This is a genomic window from Acinetobacter sp. YH12086, from assembly GCF_013419345.1.
Taxonomy (GTDB): domain Bacteria; phylum Pseudomonadota; class Gammaproteobacteria; order Pseudomonadales; family Moraxellaceae; genus Acinetobacter; species Acinetobacter amyesii.
The window spans coordinates 275,454-291,957 of record NZ_VPAF01000001.1; the positions used below are offsets into that span (position 1 = coordinate 275,454).

At 39.4% G+C, this 16,504-nt stretch carries 16 protein-coding genes, 1 other RNA gene and 1 pseudogene; 11 read left to right on the forward strand and 7 right to left on the reverse strand.

Features of this window, described 5'->3' with window-relative positions:
* A complete protein-coding gene (gene fabZ / locus FTU29_RS01385; protein ID WP_171263789.1) occupies positions 1-486 on the forward strand; it encodes a 3-hydroxyacyl-ACP dehydratase FabZ in 486 nt (161 codons plus the stop codon).
* A complete protein-coding gene (gene lpxA, locus FTU29_RS01390; protein ID WP_180119939.1) occupies positions 483-1,271 on the forward strand; it encodes an acyl-ACP--UDP-N-acetylglucosamine O-acyltransferase in 789 nt (262 codons plus the stop codon). The genes fabZ and lpxA overlap by 4 nt, the downstream gene beginning before the upstream one ends.
* Positions 1,272-1,330: 59 nt before the next feature.
* Here lpxA and FTU29_RS01395 read toward each other — a convergent pair.
* Positions 1,331-2,192 (reverse strand): annotated as a pseudogene (locus FTU29_RS01395) (YbgF trimerization domain-containing protein).
* 291 nt (positions 2,193-2,483) lie between these two features.
* Between FTU29_RS01395 and ffs the strand changes: the two are divergent.
* An RNA gene (gene ffs, locus FTU29_RS01400) (signal recognition particle sRNA small type) lies at positions 2,484-2,580 on the forward strand.
* A gap of 106 nt (positions 2,581-2,686) precedes the next feature.
* Here the strand turns inward: ffs and FTU29_RS01405 are convergent.
* The 4 genes from FTU29_RS01405 to FTU29_RS01420 all read right to left on the reverse strand — a co-directional run bounded on the left by FTU29_RS01405 (position 2,687) and on the right by FTU29_RS01420 (position 5,734).
* Positions 2,687-3,331, reverse strand: coding sequence for a regulatory protein RecX (locus FTU29_RS01405; RefSeq protein ID WP_180119941.1), 645 nt, complete (start codon positions 3,329-3,331; stop codon positions 2,687-2,689).
* A 79-nt stretch (positions 3,332-3,410) separates the two neighbouring features.
* Complete coding sequence (gene recA, locus FTU29_RS01410; protein ID WP_078193524.1) at positions 3,411-4,454, reverse strand: recombinase RecA; 1,044 nt, start codon at positions 4,452-4,454, stop codon at positions 3,411-3,413.
* A gap of 145 nt (positions 4,455-4,599) precedes the next feature.
* On the reverse strand, positions 4,600-5,040 hold the full coding sequence (locus tag FTU29_RS01415) for an RNA-binding S4 domain-containing protein (RefSeq protein WP_168377604.1): 441 nt from the start codon (positions 5,038-5,040) through the stop codon (positions 4,600-4,602).
* Complete coding sequence (locus tag FTU29_RS01420) at positions 5,033-5,734, reverse strand: HAD-IA family hydrolase (RefSeq protein WP_180078393.1); 702 nt, start codon at positions 5,732-5,734, stop codon at positions 5,033-5,035. The genes FTU29_RS01415 and FTU29_RS01420 overlap by 8 nt, the downstream gene beginning before the upstream one ends.
* Before the next feature lie 13 nt (positions 5,735-5,747).
* Here FTU29_RS01420 and FTU29_RS01425 point away from each other — a divergent pair, with 13 nt between their 5' ends.
* Both FTU29_RS01425 and FTU29_RS01430 read left to right on the forward strand, forming a co-directional pair.
* Positions 5,748-6,599, forward strand: a complete 852-nt coding sequence (locus tag FTU29_RS01425) for a 3'(2'),5'-bisphosphate nucleotidase CysQ (RefSeq protein ID WP_180119943.1) — start codon at positions 5,748-5,750, stop codon at positions 6,597-6,599.
* Between the two features lie 69 nt (positions 6,600-6,668).
* On the forward strand, positions 6,669-7,412 hold the full coding sequence (locus FTU29_RS01430; protein WP_078188709.1) for a histidine phosphatase family protein: 744 nt from the start codon (positions 6,669-6,671) through the stop codon (positions 7,410-7,412).
* An 89-nt stretch (positions 7,413-7,501) separates the two neighbouring features.
* On the opposite strand, the gene FTU29_RS01435 is transcribed toward FTU29_RS01430, so the two are convergent.
* Positions 7,502-7,945, reverse strand: a complete 444-nt coding sequence (locus FTU29_RS01435) for a hypothetical protein (protein ID WP_078193520.1) — start codon at positions 7,943-7,945, stop codon at positions 7,502-7,504.
* Between the two features lie 382 nt (positions 7,946-8,327).
* Here FTU29_RS01435 and FTU29_RS01440 point away from each other — a divergent pair, with 382 nt between their 5' ends.
* Positions 8,328-10,985 (forward strand): M66 family metalloprotease, encoded by a 2,658-nt coding sequence (locus FTU29_RS01440; RefSeq protein WP_180119945.1) that lies wholly within the window; start codon positions 8,328-8,330, stop codon positions 10,983-10,985.
* A 104-nt stretch (positions 10,986-11,089) separates the two neighbouring features.
* Here the strand turns inward: FTU29_RS01440 and rpsT are convergent, their stop codons facing one another.
* Entirely contained in the window at positions 11,090-11,356 is a 267-nt protein-coding gene (gene rpsT / locus FTU29_RS01445) for a 30S ribosomal protein S20 (protein WP_078188707.1), read from the reverse strand.
* Positions 11,357-11,571: 215 nt separating this feature from the next.
* Here rpsT and FTU29_RS01450 point away from each other — a divergent pair, with 215 nt between their 5' ends.
* The 5 genes from FTU29_RS01450 to FTU29_RS01470 all read left to right on the forward strand — a co-directional run bounded on the left by FTU29_RS01450 (position 11,572) and on the right by FTU29_RS01470 (position 16,489).
* Positions 11,572-12,237: an NAD(P)H-binding protein gene (locus FTU29_RS01450; protein WP_180119947.1), complete on the forward strand. Its 666-nt coding sequence runs from the start codon at positions 11,572-11,574 to the stop codon at positions 12,235-12,237.
* A 10-nt stretch (positions 12,238-12,247) separates the two neighbouring features.
* Positions 12,248-12,760 carry a ribonuclease E activity regulator RraA gene (rraA, locus tag FTU29_RS01455; protein WP_180059082.1) on the forward strand — a complete coding sequence of 171 codons (513 nt, stop codon included), beginning with the start codon at positions 12,248-12,250 and terminating at the stop codon, positions 12,758-12,760.
* A gap of 148 nt (positions 12,761-12,908) precedes the next feature.
* Entirely contained in the window at positions 12,909-13,688 is a 780-nt protein-coding gene (locus FTU29_RS01460; RefSeq protein ID WP_180119949.1) for a glutathione S-transferase N-terminal domain-containing protein, read from the forward strand.
* Positions 13,689-13,913: 225 nt separating this feature from the next.
* Positions 13,914-14,597 carry a response regulator transcription factor gene (locus FTU29_RS01465; RefSeq protein ID WP_180119951.1) on the forward strand — a complete coding sequence of 228 codons (684 nt, stop codon included), beginning with the start codon at positions 13,914-13,916 and terminating at the stop codon, positions 14,595-14,597.
* Positions 14,597-16,489: an ATP-binding protein gene (locus FTU29_RS01470; RefSeq protein ID WP_180119953.1), complete on the forward strand. Its 1,893-nt coding sequence runs from the start codon at positions 14,597-14,599 to the stop codon at positions 16,487-16,489. The genes FTU29_RS01465 and FTU29_RS01470 overlap by 1 nt, the downstream gene beginning before the upstream one ends.
* Positions 16,490-16,504 lie beyond the last annotated feature (15 nt).

Sequence of the window (16,504 nt, forward strand, 5' to 3'; positions counted from 1 at the left end):
ATGACAGAGTCGAATACCCCAGCTTTCACAAAACCTGAATTACCAATGACTATTCAGACTATTCGTGAATATTTGCCACATCGTTATCCGTTTTTATTGGTTGATCGTGTTGTTGAAGTGACTGACAACGGGATTGTAGGCTATAAAAATGTAACGATTAATGAAGAATTTTTACAAGGCCATTTCCCTGAATACCCAATTATGCCGGGTGTGTTGATTGTTGAAGCATTGGCGCAAGTATCGGGTATTTTAGGTTTCATTATGAATAATGAGAAACCTTCAGCGGGTTCGCTGTTCTTATTTGCTGGTGCAGAGAAGGTTCGATTTAAAAAACAAGTCGTTGCAGGCGATCAACTTGTATTAAAATCGGAATTAGTGATGCAAAAGCGTGGCATTTACAAATATAATTGTGTTGCCACTGTAGATGGCGTAGTCGCAGCAACCGCGGAAATTATGGTTTCGCATCAGAAAACAGAGACAGCATGAGCAATAACGAATTAATTCATCCTACCGCCATTATTGACTCATCAGCAGTAATTGCTCCGGATGTGCAAATTGGACCATATTGTATTATTGGTCCTAAAGTCACAATTGGAGCGGGCACTAAACTGCATTCACATGTTGTGGTGGGTGGTTATACCCGTATTGGTCAAAATAACGAAATTTTTCAATTTGCCAGTGTTGGTGAAGTTTGCCAAGACTTGAAATATGCTGGTGAAGAAACGTGGTTAGAAATCGGTGATTATAACTCGATTCGTGAACACTGTAGTTTACATCGTGGTACTGTTCAAGATCAGGGTCTAACTAAAGTTGGTAGTCATAATTTATTGATGGTAAATACACATATTGCACATGACTGTGTAGTAGGTGATCATAATATTTTTGCTAATAACGTCGGCGTTGCAGGTCATGTCCACATTGGTGATTACGTCATCGTAGGTGGTAACTCTGGTATTCATCAATTCTGTAAAATCGATTCATACAGTATGATCGGTGGTGCTTCGCTTATTTTGAAAGATGTACCTGCTTATGTCATGGTATCTGGTAATCCAGCCCATGCTTTTGCCATGAACATTGAAGGCATGCGTCGTAAAGGTTGGTCAAAAAATGTGATTCAAGGTTTACGTGAATCCTTTAAATTGATCTATAAAGATGGTTTAACGACGAATGAAGCGATTGAGCGTATTCGTACTGAAATTTTGCCTGATGTGGCAGAAGCGCAATTGTTGATTGACTCACTTGAGCAGTCTAAGCGCGGTATTGTGCGCTAAATGCTGCGAATAAAAAAAGACACCTTATAAGGTGTCTTTTTTTTGCGTTAAAAATAGGACTATTTTTTAACAAAGCCTGCTTCTTCAGATTTTGGATACTTTTGGATAAGCTTGCTTTTGAGCTGCGTTGCTAAACTACTATTTCGATCGACATCTTTTGCAATGCTATACAGTTGATATAACGCTCTAGGCGCGCGGGTCGACTCAGGGTATTGATCTACCACGATACTATAGTTCTTTTTCGCTTCCGCGTAGTTGGTCGGTTCAACAGCAAGGTTGAACTCAGCTAACCAAAAATATGCATTGCTAATATAGACACTGTTAGGATTATTCTTAATAAAGTTTTTCATTGGTGCAATGGCTTTCTTTGCACCACCTTGTTTGTATGCGTCTAAAGCAACGGTATACGCTGCTTTCTCAAGCTCAAGTGAGTCACCACCTGCATTTACAGGTTGGTTTGCAGATGAGCTTAATGTTGCTTGGGTCGTAGGTTGTTTAACAGGAGTAGGCGCTGTATTAGCTGTTACTGGGTGCAGTACCTTGTTGGTTATCCTCCGCAGCCTCTGTGTCTTCACTTGGATCTACTTTTTGTTGGAGTAGTTCTAAACGTTGATCTAAATCTGCATAGCGGTTTGTAAGTTCACTTTTTAATTGTTCGATAATATTGTCTTGCTCTTCCATTTTACCGCGTAAGCTACGCAATTCATTTTCGAGCTGTTGGTTCTTCTGCATAAGCTGCCAATTCAAATTGGTTGGAATAGGGGTAGAGCCAGCTCCTGTTTGAATGGCTGTATTATTTGCTGTATACACAGTGCCATTATTAGCGCCACTCAAACCACGAGATTCAATTGGAATATTGGCAAATAATGCACCTGAGCAAGTCAATGTAAGGGCACACAATACATGCTGTTTAAACATCATAAAAATTCCATGTAGTTACAAGCATGTCCGTATAGAATAGTTTTATTACAGACAGCTTTAGATAAAACGATAAGCACATTAAAAACGCCAAAGATCTGAATTGCAATAAGCTTTTACAATCTTGTTGTGTATTAAAGTAAAAATATAGTGGTGAAGTTTCACGTTTTCTACATCATCGACCATCATATTGATTTATAAATAATCAAACAGTGTTTTCTACTCAGGAATTCTTGGTTTTAGGCTTGCATGTTTATTAAAAATCTCTATACTCTGTTCTTGCAATGGTAGCCCTGCCGGTTACTTCGCAATTGTACTCTACAAACCCCGCCAGGACCGGAAGGTAGCAACGGTAGTAGAAATATGATGTGCCGAAGTCTTGCTGGTAGGGTTGCCACCAGTTTCAATAATAATAAATTAAACTTCCTCTCATTTTTCAATCCTAGATTCTTCTTTATTTTAATTTTATTAATTCATCATTTAGATCTATATCTTTATTATTCGTCTTCAAATTCTTTACGTGCAATCACTTTAAAAATCGTATCGAGGTCAAAGCCTCGATATTGTAAAAAACGTATTTGTTTGGCTTTTTGTTTTGGATCACGTTCAACAGCTTTGCCAAATTTTTTTATTTTGAGCTGGTAGGCTTCAGTGACCCAATCTGTTTCTTTTAATTCATCCTGAATTAATTCACTGTCTACTTTTTTATTTTTTAACGCGAGCTTTATACGATTAGGGCCTTTACCTTTACGTTTTTGACTCGATAGCACCATCTCTGCTACACGCTGATCGCTTTGATAGTTCTCACGCGCGAGTTCCTCCACCAAGTGTATGATTTCTTCTCGGCTATCCGCATACAGTGCTAATTTTTCGATTAAATCCGCTTTTGAGTATTCTTTACGTGTGAGTACTGCAAAAGCATACGAGCGTAGACGAGAGCCGCGCAGTCCTGGTTTTTTTTCAGCATGAACATCTTTACCATTGGTGTCAAAATGCAACGCAGTGTGATCGATCACCGAAGTATTGTCATGTGAAATGTCAGTTTGTGCAGCATGATTTACGCAGGTAGTTTCTTCAGCTTCTGCAAACTGTTGTTTCAGTGCTTCATAATCAAGCAAGAGTGGAAAATGGTCTTTAGTCATGGGGTCATTTTAATACAAATTTTGAGTGCAAAACAAAACGCCCCGTAGGGCGTTTCGTGTGCTATTAAAGTATGCTGTATTAAGCATCTAAAAAGTCTGGTTCTTCTTCGTCTTTGTCTTCTACAGGTGCTGTACCCGTAGTCAGAAGTTGTTCACGAATCAGTTTTTCGATAGTTTGCACAAGTTCAGGGTGTTCTTCTAAGTGGCGAATGGTATTGTTTTTACCTTGCCCAATCTTGTCACCTTGGTATGAATACCAAGCACCTGCTTTTTGAACAATTTCTTGTTGTACTGCGAGGTCAACAAGCTCACCTAAATGGTTCACGCCTTTACCATAAAGAATTTGGAAAATCGCTTCACGGAATGGAGGAGCCATTTTGTTTTTCACAACTTTCACTTTGGTTTCTGAACCAATGATCTCGTCGCCTTCTTTCACTTGACCAATACGGCGGATATCTAAACGTACAGATGCATAGAATTTAAGTGCATTACCACCAGTTGTGGTTTCTGGGCTACCAAACATTACACCAATCTTCATACGGATTTGGTTAATGAAGATTACCATACAGTTAGAACGTTTCGCATTACCGGTAATTTTACGCAGTGCTTGGCTCATCAGACGAGCTTGTAAGCCCATGTGTGAGTCACCCATTTCGCCTTCAATTTCGGCGCGAGGGGTAAGTGCAGCTACAGAGTCGACAACGATCAGGTCAATGGCACCTGAACGTACCAGCATGTCTGCAATTTCAAGTGCTTGTTCACCATTGTCTGGCTGTGAAACAAGTAAGTTATCAATATCTACGCCAAGTTTACGTGCGTATTGAGGGTCTAATGCATGTTCAGCATCGATGAATGCACAAGTACCGCCAGCTTTCTGACATTGTGCAATAGCTTGTAATGTCATAGTCGTTTTACCAGAAGATTCAGGACCGTAGATTTCTACGATACGACCTTTAGGCAAACCACCAATACCTAGTGCGATATCTAATGTTAAAGAACCTGTAGAGACAGCTTCAACTGCCTGTACGGTGTTATCACCAAGACGCATAACGGTGTTTTTACCAAACTGCTTTTCAATTTGGCTTAAGGCCGCATTTAACGCCTTGCTTTTATTATCATCCATCTTACAACCTCAATACGATGTCACGAAACAATATACTCAAGTGGATGTATTCAGTTTAGATCTGTTCCACGAGGGTATAGTGACAGAAATCATCCTTTTGTTCTATGAAAATCACAACAGGTGCGACATGTTGTGACGCTTTAACTTAATCATCATTATAAGACCATTGCTGGTCAAACTGTTGATCATTTTCTCTTTTAAATTTACCAATATCGCGACGATCTTTTTTACTTGGTCGATGATCTGGCCGAGCTAGATTATGCAACTTTCTTTGTGATGCGAGCAATTCCCGTTTTGCAATACTGACCTCAGTTTCATCATAAAGCAGCTGAGCGGTTGGGGCAGGCCCACGAACATCCGACAGTGCTTTCACCACCACAGTTTTTTTCTCAAGGCCTTGTGCAATGGTTAACTCCATGCCTACACGAACTTCACGAGAGACTTTAACGCGTTCGCCATTATGATGAACTTTACCGCCTTCAATAGCATTTTTGGCAATAGAGCGTGTTTTAAAAAAACGTGCAGCCCACAACCATTTGTCTATACGCATACCAACCGCATCTTCGGCTAGATTTGATTTACGCATATTTTTTCTGTTCCTCGGCTTGCTCAGTCATTTGAGCTTCTAAAATAGGGATTAAATCTGTTAATGCGGACAGCATTGGATAATTACAAGTCTCGCGAGGCGCTTTGGCAGATGAAGGCTGCTGAATCGAATAGAGCTGTTCAATCCCAAAAAGTTTTGCACCATTAAGCACTTTTTCTGTGTCATCAATGAAGTAACAGTTTTTTGCATCGAAGGGATGTTTACTTGCTAATATTTGCCAAAACTCAATAAACTCTTTGGCATGACCGAGAGTTTCTGAACTGACGATAACATCGAAAAAATCACGAAGACCGGTTTCTTCAAGTTTGAATTGTAGGCCTGCATAGTCGGCATTGGTCGCAAGCCAAATAGGATAGCCATTTTCTTTTAGATAGGTGAGTAGCTCAATGCAGCCTTTGCGTTTAGCTACTTTGGCTTTTTGTTCTATTTGCATTGCCAAAACATCAACGCCAACTTGTGACGTCCAAAAGCGAGAGGAGTACCATTTTAGGGTATGATTATGTTGTTGATAAAAACTAAATAGCGTTTGCTTGCTTTGTTCGAGTGAGCACTGATGCTGTTCAGCATAGCGAATTGGCAGCAGCTCATTCCAGATAAAATCATCATAAGCAAGATCGAGTAAAGTACCGTCCATATCGAAAATTATAGTCGGCTTTTCTGAGTAATTTGGCATATAAAGGTATTCTATGTTTAAAACAACAACAGCACCGCAAGACCCACTGATTTTGCAGTTGGTTCCCATTGTGACACAAGCTTGCGAAATTTTGCGAGAAGAATATCAGCGTTATTGCTCAGGTGCGGATTTTGATGTGGAACGTAAAAGTGATGATTCACCTGTAACGCAAGCTGACTATCGTGCAAATAGCTATATTACTCAAACATTATCCAAAGTTTCTAACTTGCCTGTATTGTCAGAAGAAGGTGACAAGTCTGAACGTATGCAATGGCAAAAATTTTGGCTGCTTGATCCTTTAGATGGTACCAAAGAGTTTTTACATAAAAGACCTGAATTTACCATTAATCTGAGTTTGGTTGAGGGTGCTAATACTACCTTTGCCATATTGGCGATTCCCGGGGAATACAGCGTATATATTTGTCCCTTTGAGGGACTGCCGCTGAAATATGATAGCCAGTCAACCACATGGTATGAATATGTTCAAACCTCTTTAGAGAATGTCGTACACGTTGGCTTGAGTCAAAGTGCCAAAAATAAGCCGATTTATACGGACTATCTAGACGCTTTAGAAAAACTCACTCCTTATCAGGCATACCATGCTGGTAGTGCGTATAAGTTTTGTATGATGTTAGAAGATCGAGTGGATATTTATCCTCGTTTTCACCCCACCTGTGAATGGGATACCAGCGCTGGACAATGTTTAATCGAGCGTATTGGTGGTGGTTTGGTTGATTTTAAAGGTCGCGCATTTTTATATAACCAGCGCAAGACTTTATTAAATGGTGGGTTTATTGCATTTAAAAATGCCGAAATGAAAGCATTGGCCTTAAATGCTTTGGCAAACATGCCTGACAAAACTTGAGCTAAATCGGGTTCATGCTATAGTGTCAGCACACTCCGTTAAATCTCCTGCATTTAAGAACTGTCAATTATGGCCCTAGATTTGCTCCCTCCTAGTATGCTGAAAGCAATAGACTTATTGCCGGATGAAAAGACGCCTGTAACATTGTTTACACGTCATTCCATTCGTGAAGTTGTACAAGGACAAGGCTTGGCCGGTTATGACTTACAACTTACGCATCAAGGACGAGATTTAGCCGAAGCGTGGGGCAGCTATTTGGTTGAAAATACCGACCGTGTTATTCAGCACTGTATTTCGAGTCCAATTCAGCGCTGTGTGGATACGGCAGCATTGATGATTCAAGGTGCGGATAATGTCACGATTGAACCGAATACCCACCATATCGAGATCATTGAACAAGGATTATTGGTCGAGCCGGGAAGTTTTGTGCTCGATATTAAAAAAGCAGGACCATACTTTCAAAAGCAAGGTGCCTTGGGCTTTATCAATAGTTTTGTGAATAATGCTTTGCCGGGTATGAAACAGCCCATTCATGGGGTGGTAGATGTTTTGGAGTTGATTTACAACACTCATCCAACCAATGATTATGGTCTGAGTCTAGCGGTGAGTCATGATACGATTTTGGCTGCAATTCTTGCCATTATTTCAGGTAAAAATATCGTGACACGCGAAGATTGGCCTAAAATGATGGAAGGTTTATTTGTTTGGTTTGAAGGAGATGTATTCCTTGAGTCAAAACTGAAATGGATTTGGCGTGGTGAACTAAATGAATTAAATATTCGTGAATTTCAGCAAGCTGAACAGCAACTTTAAGAAATTTTGCTAATAATAAAAAATTTATAAAAGGCATCCTATAAATGGATGCCTTTTTTATCTGATTCAATATTTCATTATGTAAAAGATTAAATATTGGCTTTAATTCGCGCAGGATACTGATTTAAATCAATACTTGAACCATCGTCACTATAAGGCCAGCGGCTAGTATTAACTGGGAGGTGCTGTTGGTGGATTCGACTATATTTGTCAGCGGCAATCAAGGTCGCAATGTCATGATCTTTAATGCTATACGCTTGCACGAGTTCAGCTGGATATTGTGTGCGTTCAAAAAATTCAGCTTCTGTTTCCCCTTGATGCAGTGCAAAGATACGTTCTACAGCTGGTAAGTACACGCCATATGCTAACCATGAGTCTACACCTTGAGAGGCTTGAATCTCAGCGGTCGATTTCATATTTGAAATGACTTTACCTAAAATGTCTTTTTCACCTTTAGATGTAAAATATTCAATATATTGATTTTCTGCTTCTGCAAATTTTTCTAATGATGGCAAAAATTGGTTAATCGACATTTTTATCCCTCTTTTCATTTGTACAGCAATGGCTGCCTAGGATGAAAATTAAAATACCATAAAAAATATATGGGATTAATCCATTTCTTAAAATTTTTATTTACAAAGTTTCTAAAAATATCCTGACAATTTCTGTCGGGAATATACGATTGTATTTAAAGGCCTACATCTTAATTTTAGTTGAAAAGTGAAATACCTGTCACACCAATCGTGATTCAGCCAATACTAAATATTTAGATTTTATTTGAATTGTTAAAAAGTGACAAAACACGGCAATTGAATGATTTAAAAAAAGAAAATAGCATTAACTTTGTTATAAATTATTGATTTATATATTTTATGTAAGTCTCTTTATTGGATTTTATTGTGGCTAATTGGGGGAATGGTAGTGAAAAGTGTGATAGGTTTTTCATATAACAAGTTATCAATTTGTATTGTGTCATTGATGTTAGTTGCTTGTGGTGGCGGAGGTGGTGGTGATAGTTCAGGTGGCTCTGCATCAACTGCCAGTTATCCAGAACCGACCCAAGACATAGTCGATGATACCAGTATTGGCTTTTATGACTACGATGCAAATGATGCTGTTCGTGAAATACGAAATGATTTAGTCGGCAACTTTTCAGCGCAAGTTCAATTTGGTCAAAGTCATGTCGTCGATCCGAATGCGAACGAAGCTAAGAAAATGCCACGGTTAACCAGTGAAAAAGAAGCGCTGCTTATCGTGACGCCAACACTTGATATGCAAAACATCAAGCAACTCAAAGTAGAAATCTATCAAAACAACCGCTTAGTTCGTACCGCGACATTGGATGATCCGACGCAAATGCCTGTTTCAGACCAGAGTGGGCAAAGAGGTCGTCCAGATGTTTGGTACAGTAAACGCGCGTGGACCACGAAACTCAATTGGGATGAAGTTAAACCCGGTCTAAGATTAAAATTTATTGACGCAAATAAAGTCAGCGGTGAATTGGCTGAGGATAAAATCGATTTTGCTGCACCAGGTGAATTGGTTCTAAATAATATCCGTGTTGGTATGTTGGCAGATAAGCCAAATTCTACCGGCCACTATATGCTACTAGAGCCTGAAAAAGCGGGCACAGATTATTTCCAAACCATTCCTGCAGCAGAAATGACGGTTGCACAATATGATGATATTCAGTTAACACGTGCAATGGTATCTTCAGGTGTTATTTATGACAGTAAAAGTGCCGGAGATGGTGGTGTTTATGCAGGAGACATGCGTGAGGATGTCGGTAAATCAACCTTTAGTGTTGGTATAAACCTTGCTAACTGGGGTATTACCAGTGCATCTATGGCCAACCAAAGTCAGCCACAATTAACCCAAACAGTAGTTGTCCATCATACGAAGGGGAACTATGCCAATGGTGTGCATACTCATGGACTGAGTGGTGGTAATGGCATGCTCACGCTTTATGATTCTGTAGGGAATGAATTTAGCCATGAAATTGGCCATCACTATGGTTTAGGACATTACCCTGGTCAGGTAGGTGACAATCTATTTTGGGCTGCACATCATGCGGACAGTGGATGGGGTTATATTGCCAATCGCAATATGATGCGCGGAAATCTATCATGGACGGCGACATGGAAGTGGGATGGAGCGAATGGTATCCCAAATTTTAAAAATTTGTTCCCGTACGGAAAAGATGCCATGTCCGGCGGGTATCCTGATAGTAATGTATCACGCTACACACACTATACGGGTTACAGCACATTCCTGAAAATTCAACCACACTTTGACCGTTATGTCTGGGATGAAACTTCGCCTACCGGCTACAAAAAGTGGAACAAAACCACTCGTGAAATGGAAGTCGCTCAACCGAAGATGCCAAATTCTACGGCTCCGGTTTGGTATAACGCAGATCAAAATTATCCACGACCACGGGTTTTTGGTCAGCCTGTCATTACCATTTTAGGGGGCTATGATCCAGTCAATCAAGTTGGTTTGTTGTATCCTGCTGCACGTTCAAACTGGGGTAATGTGTATGACTTAAATGCTGCCAATACCGCTTTGGATCAAGCGGCATGTTGGTTGAATGTGCAATACACGAATAAAGTCAACAATATTGCTTTAGCACCTGCACGATTAGGCAGTAATGCCAATAAATTGCATGTCAATTTAGCTTTGGCAGATCAACCACAGAAAGTTGATTTATATTGTAAAAAAGCAGGTGAAGAAGCCAAATTATTAGCAAATATTGATATTCCAGTTTACAGTACAGCGATCAAGCCGGCCGTCAAAATTGGACGTCAGCATGGTTATAGTGCTTTACGTGCTATCGAGCTTCCTCAATTAGAAAGTGCTTTGGAAGCGCAAGCTGCAAATGCTGTTGTTGCTCTTAATCCAACTGAAAAAATGCTGTACGAGTCCTATAAAAATGACAAGTCATTGATGAATAGTGTGGCGCGTCAGCAATTAACCCGTTATGAGTCGCAACAAAACACAGCATACCGACTAAATCGTTGGATGAATGTATATGCACAAGACCTAACCAATCAAGTACCTGAGGCGCAAAGCGCGCTCGAAGCATTTATGAAAAAGCTTTCAGTCACTCAAGAAGGTTTGTTCGAGCAGGCGACATTGATCAAAAATGGTAACAATTGTTTGAAATCTGAAACCTTAACTGATGGAACATTAAATTTATACATCAGTGGCCCAAGCGGTTGTACGGCGGATGATACTGAACAGTGGGTATATGATGCCATTGGTCGGATACACAGTAAGTCAAATCCAGATCAATGCATAACAGGCAACGGTGGTTCAGCTAAAGTGACGCTAGAACGTTGCGTGTTAAACCAAACAAACCAAATTTGGACCATGGATCCTGCGACTACAACGATTCGTCAGAATGGTCAATGCATGGATTTAAATACGGGACGTTTGCAAAATAACCGTGCGGATTTAATTCGATATAGCTGTACCAACGGTGGCAATCAACGTTGGACAAATTTGACAGCAAGCAAAAACTTATTATGGACATATTTATCAGCGACGAATATGAAACTGATTAATAAATAATCTGTAAAAAGAAAATAAGGTCCAATAAGGACCTTATTTTTTTGCTTTTAAAAATCAATAGGCACAAAAAAAGCCCTAAAAAGGGCTTTTTTTATCGCAACAAATTAGTTAGCTAAAGCTTTAACTTGTGCATTTAAACGGCTCTTATGACGAGCAGCTTTGTTTTTATGGATGATGCCTTTATCAGCCATACGGTCAATTACAGGAACAGCTTTTTTGTAAGCTTCTGTAGCGACAGCATAATCACCAGCAGCAATAGCAGCTACTGTGCGTTTAAGATAAGTACGAACCATAGAACGTAAGCTTGCGTTGTGTTGACGTGCTTTAACGTTTTGACGAGCACGTTTTTTTGCTTGAGCAGAGTTTGCCACTCGTGCACTCCTTGAAATAGATTGGTCTGGGCGGGCTGAAATTACATCTGAAAACCAACATCAGAAGAACTATCACCAGCCCGTAAACAAGTGCCATATTGTGATTAAACTAAGCGCTTAAGTCAAGTCTTGACATGCTTTGACAACATTTTAGATGCAGAAAAATTTTAAAGAAAACGTTAGATTAGTCTAAAGTGATTGAGATTGTATGAAAAATGACTAAAAGTATAGAGAATGCGATTGTCATCGGAGCAACAGGATTGGTCGGGCGGAAATTGGTTCGTCAGCTCAGTCAAAATGCAAGATGTAAGAATATTACGGCTGTGGTACGTCAGCGTGACCATGAACTGAATGGACTGGCAAAAGTTCAACAAATGGTGATCAGTGACTTTCTTTCCCTGACTCAGGATGATGTAAGAGATTATAGTCATGCCTTTAGTTGTTTAGGCTCGACCATTAAAAAAGCAGGGTCTAAAGATCATTTTTATCAAATTGATTTTAGCATCAATGCGCATTTTGCTGAATTATTAGAATATACAGACACCCATTTGATCATTGTCAGTGCTATGGGCGCTGACGCCAATTCCGCGTTTTTTTATAATCGAGTCAAAGGTGAATTGGAATATTATTTAAAAACCTTAAAGTTAAATCAACTTTCGATATTAAAGCCTTCGCTGTTACTTGGTGAGCGTCATGAATCTCGACGTTTAGAAGATGCGACACAGAAACTTTATATGCGCTTTTCGCATTTTGTACCTGATCGTTTCAAATTTAAGCCAGTGACAGCACAGCAAGTGGCTCATACTATGGTCGAGGCGGCACAAACTCAGACTGAAAAGTTCGAGATTTATGATAATTTACGCATACTAACAATTAAATGAGGGAAATACCGTGTCTACAGTTCCATTCGTCACTTGTGATTTACTTGATGATCATCCAGATAAAGAATTACAAGTGGTGATCCCGTCGTTGGATGGTAAATTCTTTCAAAGTTATGGTGCACGAAAAAGTTTTGGCGGTCAGGTGATGACGGTCAAATGTTTTGAAGATAACTCTCGTGTTAAAGAATTATTGGCAACCGATGGTACGGGTAAAGTATTGGTTGTTGATGGTGGTGCGTCGATGCGCTGTGCCTTGATGGGTGATATGATTGCTGAATCTGCAGTTAACAATCATTGGAATGGTGTCATTATTTATGGCTGCGTGCGTGATGTTGATGCGATTGCAGAACTTGATTTAGGTGTGCATGCTTTGGCTGCGATTCCACAAAAAAGTAACCGCAAAGGCGTGGGTGAAACAGATATTCCATTAAGTTTTGGTGGTGTAAACATTCAGTCTGGTGATTTTATTTATGCTGACAATAACGGCATCGTTGTTTCAAAAGAGCAATTGGTTGCTTTATAAGCGTACTTGAATTTTTAGTCGTGGAATGAAAGCGTAATTCTTGCTCATACATGACGATATAAATGTGAAAAAGAAAATACAAACATCAGCTGAGGACTCTCGGCTGATGTATAAAAATACGAAATAAAAAAAGAAAGGAAAAAAAAGTATGTTGTTGCATCAATTAAAAGTGGCGCAAGCGTTGCTCTCAGGCGTAGCAGAGGGCGGACGTGGTACAAATGGGACGCCTTATCCGAAACAACCTGAAAAAGCCCTTAAACTGTACGAATTTGAAGGGTCTCCCTATTGTCGTCGTGTACGAGAAGTACTAACCACACTCAATTTGGATTATGAGGTCTACCCATGTCCCAAAGGGGCTAAAAAATACCGTTTAGACGTGCAGAAATTGGGTGGAAAACAACAATTTCCTTTCTTGGTGGATGACAATACTGGGGATCGTTTGTACGAATCTCAGCAAATAATTCATCATCTATTTAAACATTATGGCAAAACAGGTCAGACTCCTAAGAGGTATGCCAATTATCCTAAAATTCCGTATGTTGCCTATGTTGGAACCTTAATTAATGGGGCTCAAGGCGTGTGGGTGCAGCGTAAAGTTATCCATCGTGATGCACCAAGTCAACTCTTAGAACTATGGGGTTTTGAAGCGAGTCCATATACACGTATCGTACGTAGCGCATTGTCTGAAATGGAATTGGCATATACCTTTCATAATGTGGCTAAGGAGCGTTGGCAAGATCAAGGATTAGCGATAATGCGCTTAAAACCTGGTAAATATGTACCTCTAAAAGGTGGTAAGCGTGAACAAGTGTTAAAAATCATGGGGAACAATATTCAAGTACCATACTTGAAAGATCCCAATACTGGTGTTGAACTTTTCGAATCTGAAAAAATTGTGCAATATCTGAAAAAGCAATATTTGAGCTAATCTTACTCAAGTTTAAGCTAAGTGCAGTGTATAGTCAGACAGATGGCTATACACATATTGTAATGATAAATGGGTCTAAAATTAGAAGAAAAATGCATCGTAACTGCATCAATTGAATTAGAATAAATTATTAAAAATAAGAAATTTACTTAATTACAGGGATATCCTAAAAGGATTAAACTGATTAATGTAAAAGACATTTCATGTTTTCGGGGGAAGTAAATCATGTCACCACAAGAAGTCATACTACCCGTACCGGTGCTTGTCGTTGAAGATGAGGAAATTATTCAATTACGTTTACGTCAAATTTTGACGGAGCTGGGTTATAAGCGTGAAGAGCTTATCTTCACCAAAAATGTTAAAGAATCTATTCAAGCCGTAGAGACACAACCGATATCATTAGCCTTAGTTGACTTAGGTTTGCCTGATGGTAGTGGTATCGAAATTATTGAAAAAATACGTTCCCTCGAAAGTAATACCATGATCTTGGTTGTCTCTGCATGGAGTACACAAGAAAGCTTATTTGCTGCGATTAAAGCAGGCGCAACAGGCTATGTATTAAAAGAACGTGATGATGCTGAAGTACTTTTATCTATTCGGAGTATTTTACGTGGTGGGGCGCCGATTGACCCATTTATTGCACGAGAAATCCTAAAACAAATATCCGAAACTGAAGCACCAAGTCCAGAACAAACAGTCGCCGATGAAGCAGACTTACACCTGCTGACCAGTCGTGAAAAAGAAATTTTATGTTTGGTTGCTCAAGGTTTGAGTAATCGTGAGATTGCTGAACAGCTTTTTGTATCACGCTATACCGTAGAAAGCCATATTAAACATATTTACCGAAAATTAGCCGTAACGAAACGAACAAAAGCCGTGAGTACAGCAAGATCTATGGGTATTTTATAATGCGTAAAGGAGGATATTTTTTATTATTTATCCTCTGTTTAGTATGGGGGAGCTTGAGTCATGCAGAGCAAGTTTTCCCTGTAAATGATCAATGTAATGTGACCGTGAATAGCATTTCACGGGTGAAAACACCATCCAATCAAGAATTACCCAGAACGGGATGGAAAACCACACAATTACCTGATCGTTGGAAAGAAGATAAAGACTGGGAAGGTTATCAAGGTGGTGCTTGGTATAAACTAGACTGGTCTTGGTACTGTAAAAATAATGCCCGTTTGGCAGAACCCATCGTACTATATATTGATTATATCATTAATACGGGTTCAGTCTTTCTGAATGGCGACTTGCTGTGGACCAATAAAAATCTTCAAGAACCGATTTCTAAAAGTTGGAATGTTGCGCGCTATTGGATTTTACCGATAAGTGGAATCAAACATGATCATAATGAAACTTTGATCTATGTGTATGGTTACTCGAGTTTAAATGCTGGCTTGGGCCCAGTAGTATTTAACAATGTAATGGCAACGGTAGAGCAAGTCGAAAAAACAACATTTACACGTCGGACCATATTACAGTTAAATATTTTTCTTTCTGGGGTCTTGGGTCTAATTTGCTTTATCATTTGGTTGATGCGTCCTCGTGATACCAGTTTTGGCTGGTTTGCGCTTTCAACAGTGCTGTGGATTTTATTTCTCAGTAATGCCCTGACTACTGAAACCTTTCCATACCCAGATTCGGTTTTTTCTGCCAAAGCTAATCTGATATTTGTAATGCTGTACTTTCAGTGCTTTAGTATCTATATCTTGCGCTTTCTTGGGCGTAAGTTTCCACGAATAGAACTGTCATTTACAATGTTGACTGCTGCACTGATTGGTGTGGTGTGTATTTGGCCATTCGAACAAAATGCAGATATTTCGAGCCTTATTTTCTTTTTGTATTGTGCATTCTTTTTTATCACTTACCTCTATCTGTGTAAAATTTGTTTCAAAGAACGAAGAAAGGACTATATTTTATTAGCAATCTGTTTGACTGCGATAATTGTGATAGTCATAGCTGACATCATGGTCTTGGTACTCTTTCCAAAAGAAAATTTTACACCTTTATCACCCTTTACTTCACCGATTATAACCTTATTTATAGTGGTGATCTTGGGGGCGAGACTCAATCGAAATATACAGAAAATTGAAAAATATAATGATGATTTGGCATTTGAAGTTCAGAAAGTCAGTGATGAACTATGTAGTAGCTTGAATGATAAACATCAGCTTGAACTGAGTAATGTACGCCTGCAGGAACGGATTAAATTATCGCATGATCTGCATGATGGTCTGGGCGCATCCATTGTGCGCTCGATGATCTTGGTTGATCAGTGTGAAAGTAATATTCCAAACAGACAGTTCTTGTCGATGTTGAAATTATTGCGCGATGATTTAAGGCAAATTATTGATAGTGGATCTTCTTTAGACAGTAAAGTGCCAGATTCACCTTTGCTCTGGATCGCACCTGTTCGACATCGCTTTAGTCAGTTGATGGATGAAGTGGAAATGAATGCCAAATGGTGTATTTCTTCGCAGTGGGCGATCAAACCAACGGCAATTCAGTGTCTGACTTTAATACGAGTGATTGAAGAAAGCCTGACCAATATTGTGAAACATAGCCAAGCAAATCATGTCAATGTCACGCTGTCACAGTTCGAAAATGGCGCATTGTTATTAACTATTGAAGATGATGGCGTCGGTTTTGATGTTGAGAGTGTTTCAAATCATGGCATGAGTATCGGTATGAGAAGTATGAAAATGCGTGTGGAGCGTATAGGCGGAAATTTCAAAATTCATTCTCAGCAAGGCTGTACCATTATTCAAACAGAAATTAATTTAAAATCAGCTGCATAAAATAATATGTTGAAA

Bases quoted from the DNA above. Each gene is read 5' to 3' on its own strand.
- fabZ (WP_171263789.1), top strand. From the start codon at position 1: ATGACAGAGTCGAATACCCCAGCTTTCACAAAACCTGAATTACCAATG.
- lpxA (WP_180119939.1), top strand. From the start codon at position 483: ATGAGCAATAACGAATTAATTCATCCTACCGCCATTATTGACTCATCA.
- FTU29_RS01405 (WP_180119941.1), bottom strand. From the start codon at position 3,331: ATGACTAAAGACCATTTTCCACTCTTGCTTGATTATGAAGCACTGAAA.
- recA (WP_078193524.1), bottom strand. From the start codon at position 4,454: ATGGATGATAATAAAAGCAAGGCGTTAAATGCGGCCTTAAGCCAAATT.
- FTU29_RS01415 (WP_168377604.1), bottom strand. From the start codon at position 5,040: ATGCGTAAATCAAATCTAGCCGAAGATGCGGTTGGTATGCGTATAGAC.
- FTU29_RS01420 (WP_180078393.1), bottom strand. From the start codon at position 5,734: ATGCCAAATTACTCAGAAAAGCCGACTATAATTTTCGATATGGACGGT.
- FTU29_RS01425 (WP_180119943.1), top strand. From the start codon at position 5,748: ATGTTTAAAACAACAACAGCACCGCAAGACCCACTGATTTTGCAGTTG.
- FTU29_RS01430 (WP_078188709.1), top strand. From the start codon at position 6,669: ATGGCCCTAGATTTGCTCCCTCCTAGTATGCTGAAAGCAATAGACTTA.
- FTU29_RS01435 (WP_078193520.1), bottom strand. From the start codon at position 7,945: ATGTCGATTAACCAATTTTTGCCATCATTAGAAAAATTTGCAGAAGCA.
- FTU29_RS01440 (WP_180119945.1), top strand. From the start codon at position 8,328: ATGGTAGTGAAAAGTGTGATAGGTTTTTCATATAACAAGTTATCAATT.
- FTU29_RS01450 (WP_180119947.1), top strand. From the start codon at position 11,572: ATGACTAAAAGTATAGAGAATGCGATTGTCATCGGAGCAACAGGATTG.
- FTU29_RS01460 (WP_180119949.1), top strand. From the start codon at position 12,909: ATGTTGTTGCATCAATTAAAAGTGGCGCAAGCGTTGCTCTCAGGCGTA.
- FTU29_RS01465 (WP_180119951.1), top strand. From the start codon at position 13,914: ATGTCACCACAAGAAGTCATACTACCCGTACCGGTGCTTGTCGTTGAA.
- FTU29_RS01470 (WP_180119953.1), top strand. From the start codon at position 14,597: ATGCGTAAAGGAGGATATTTTTTATTATTTATCCTCTGTTTAGTATGG.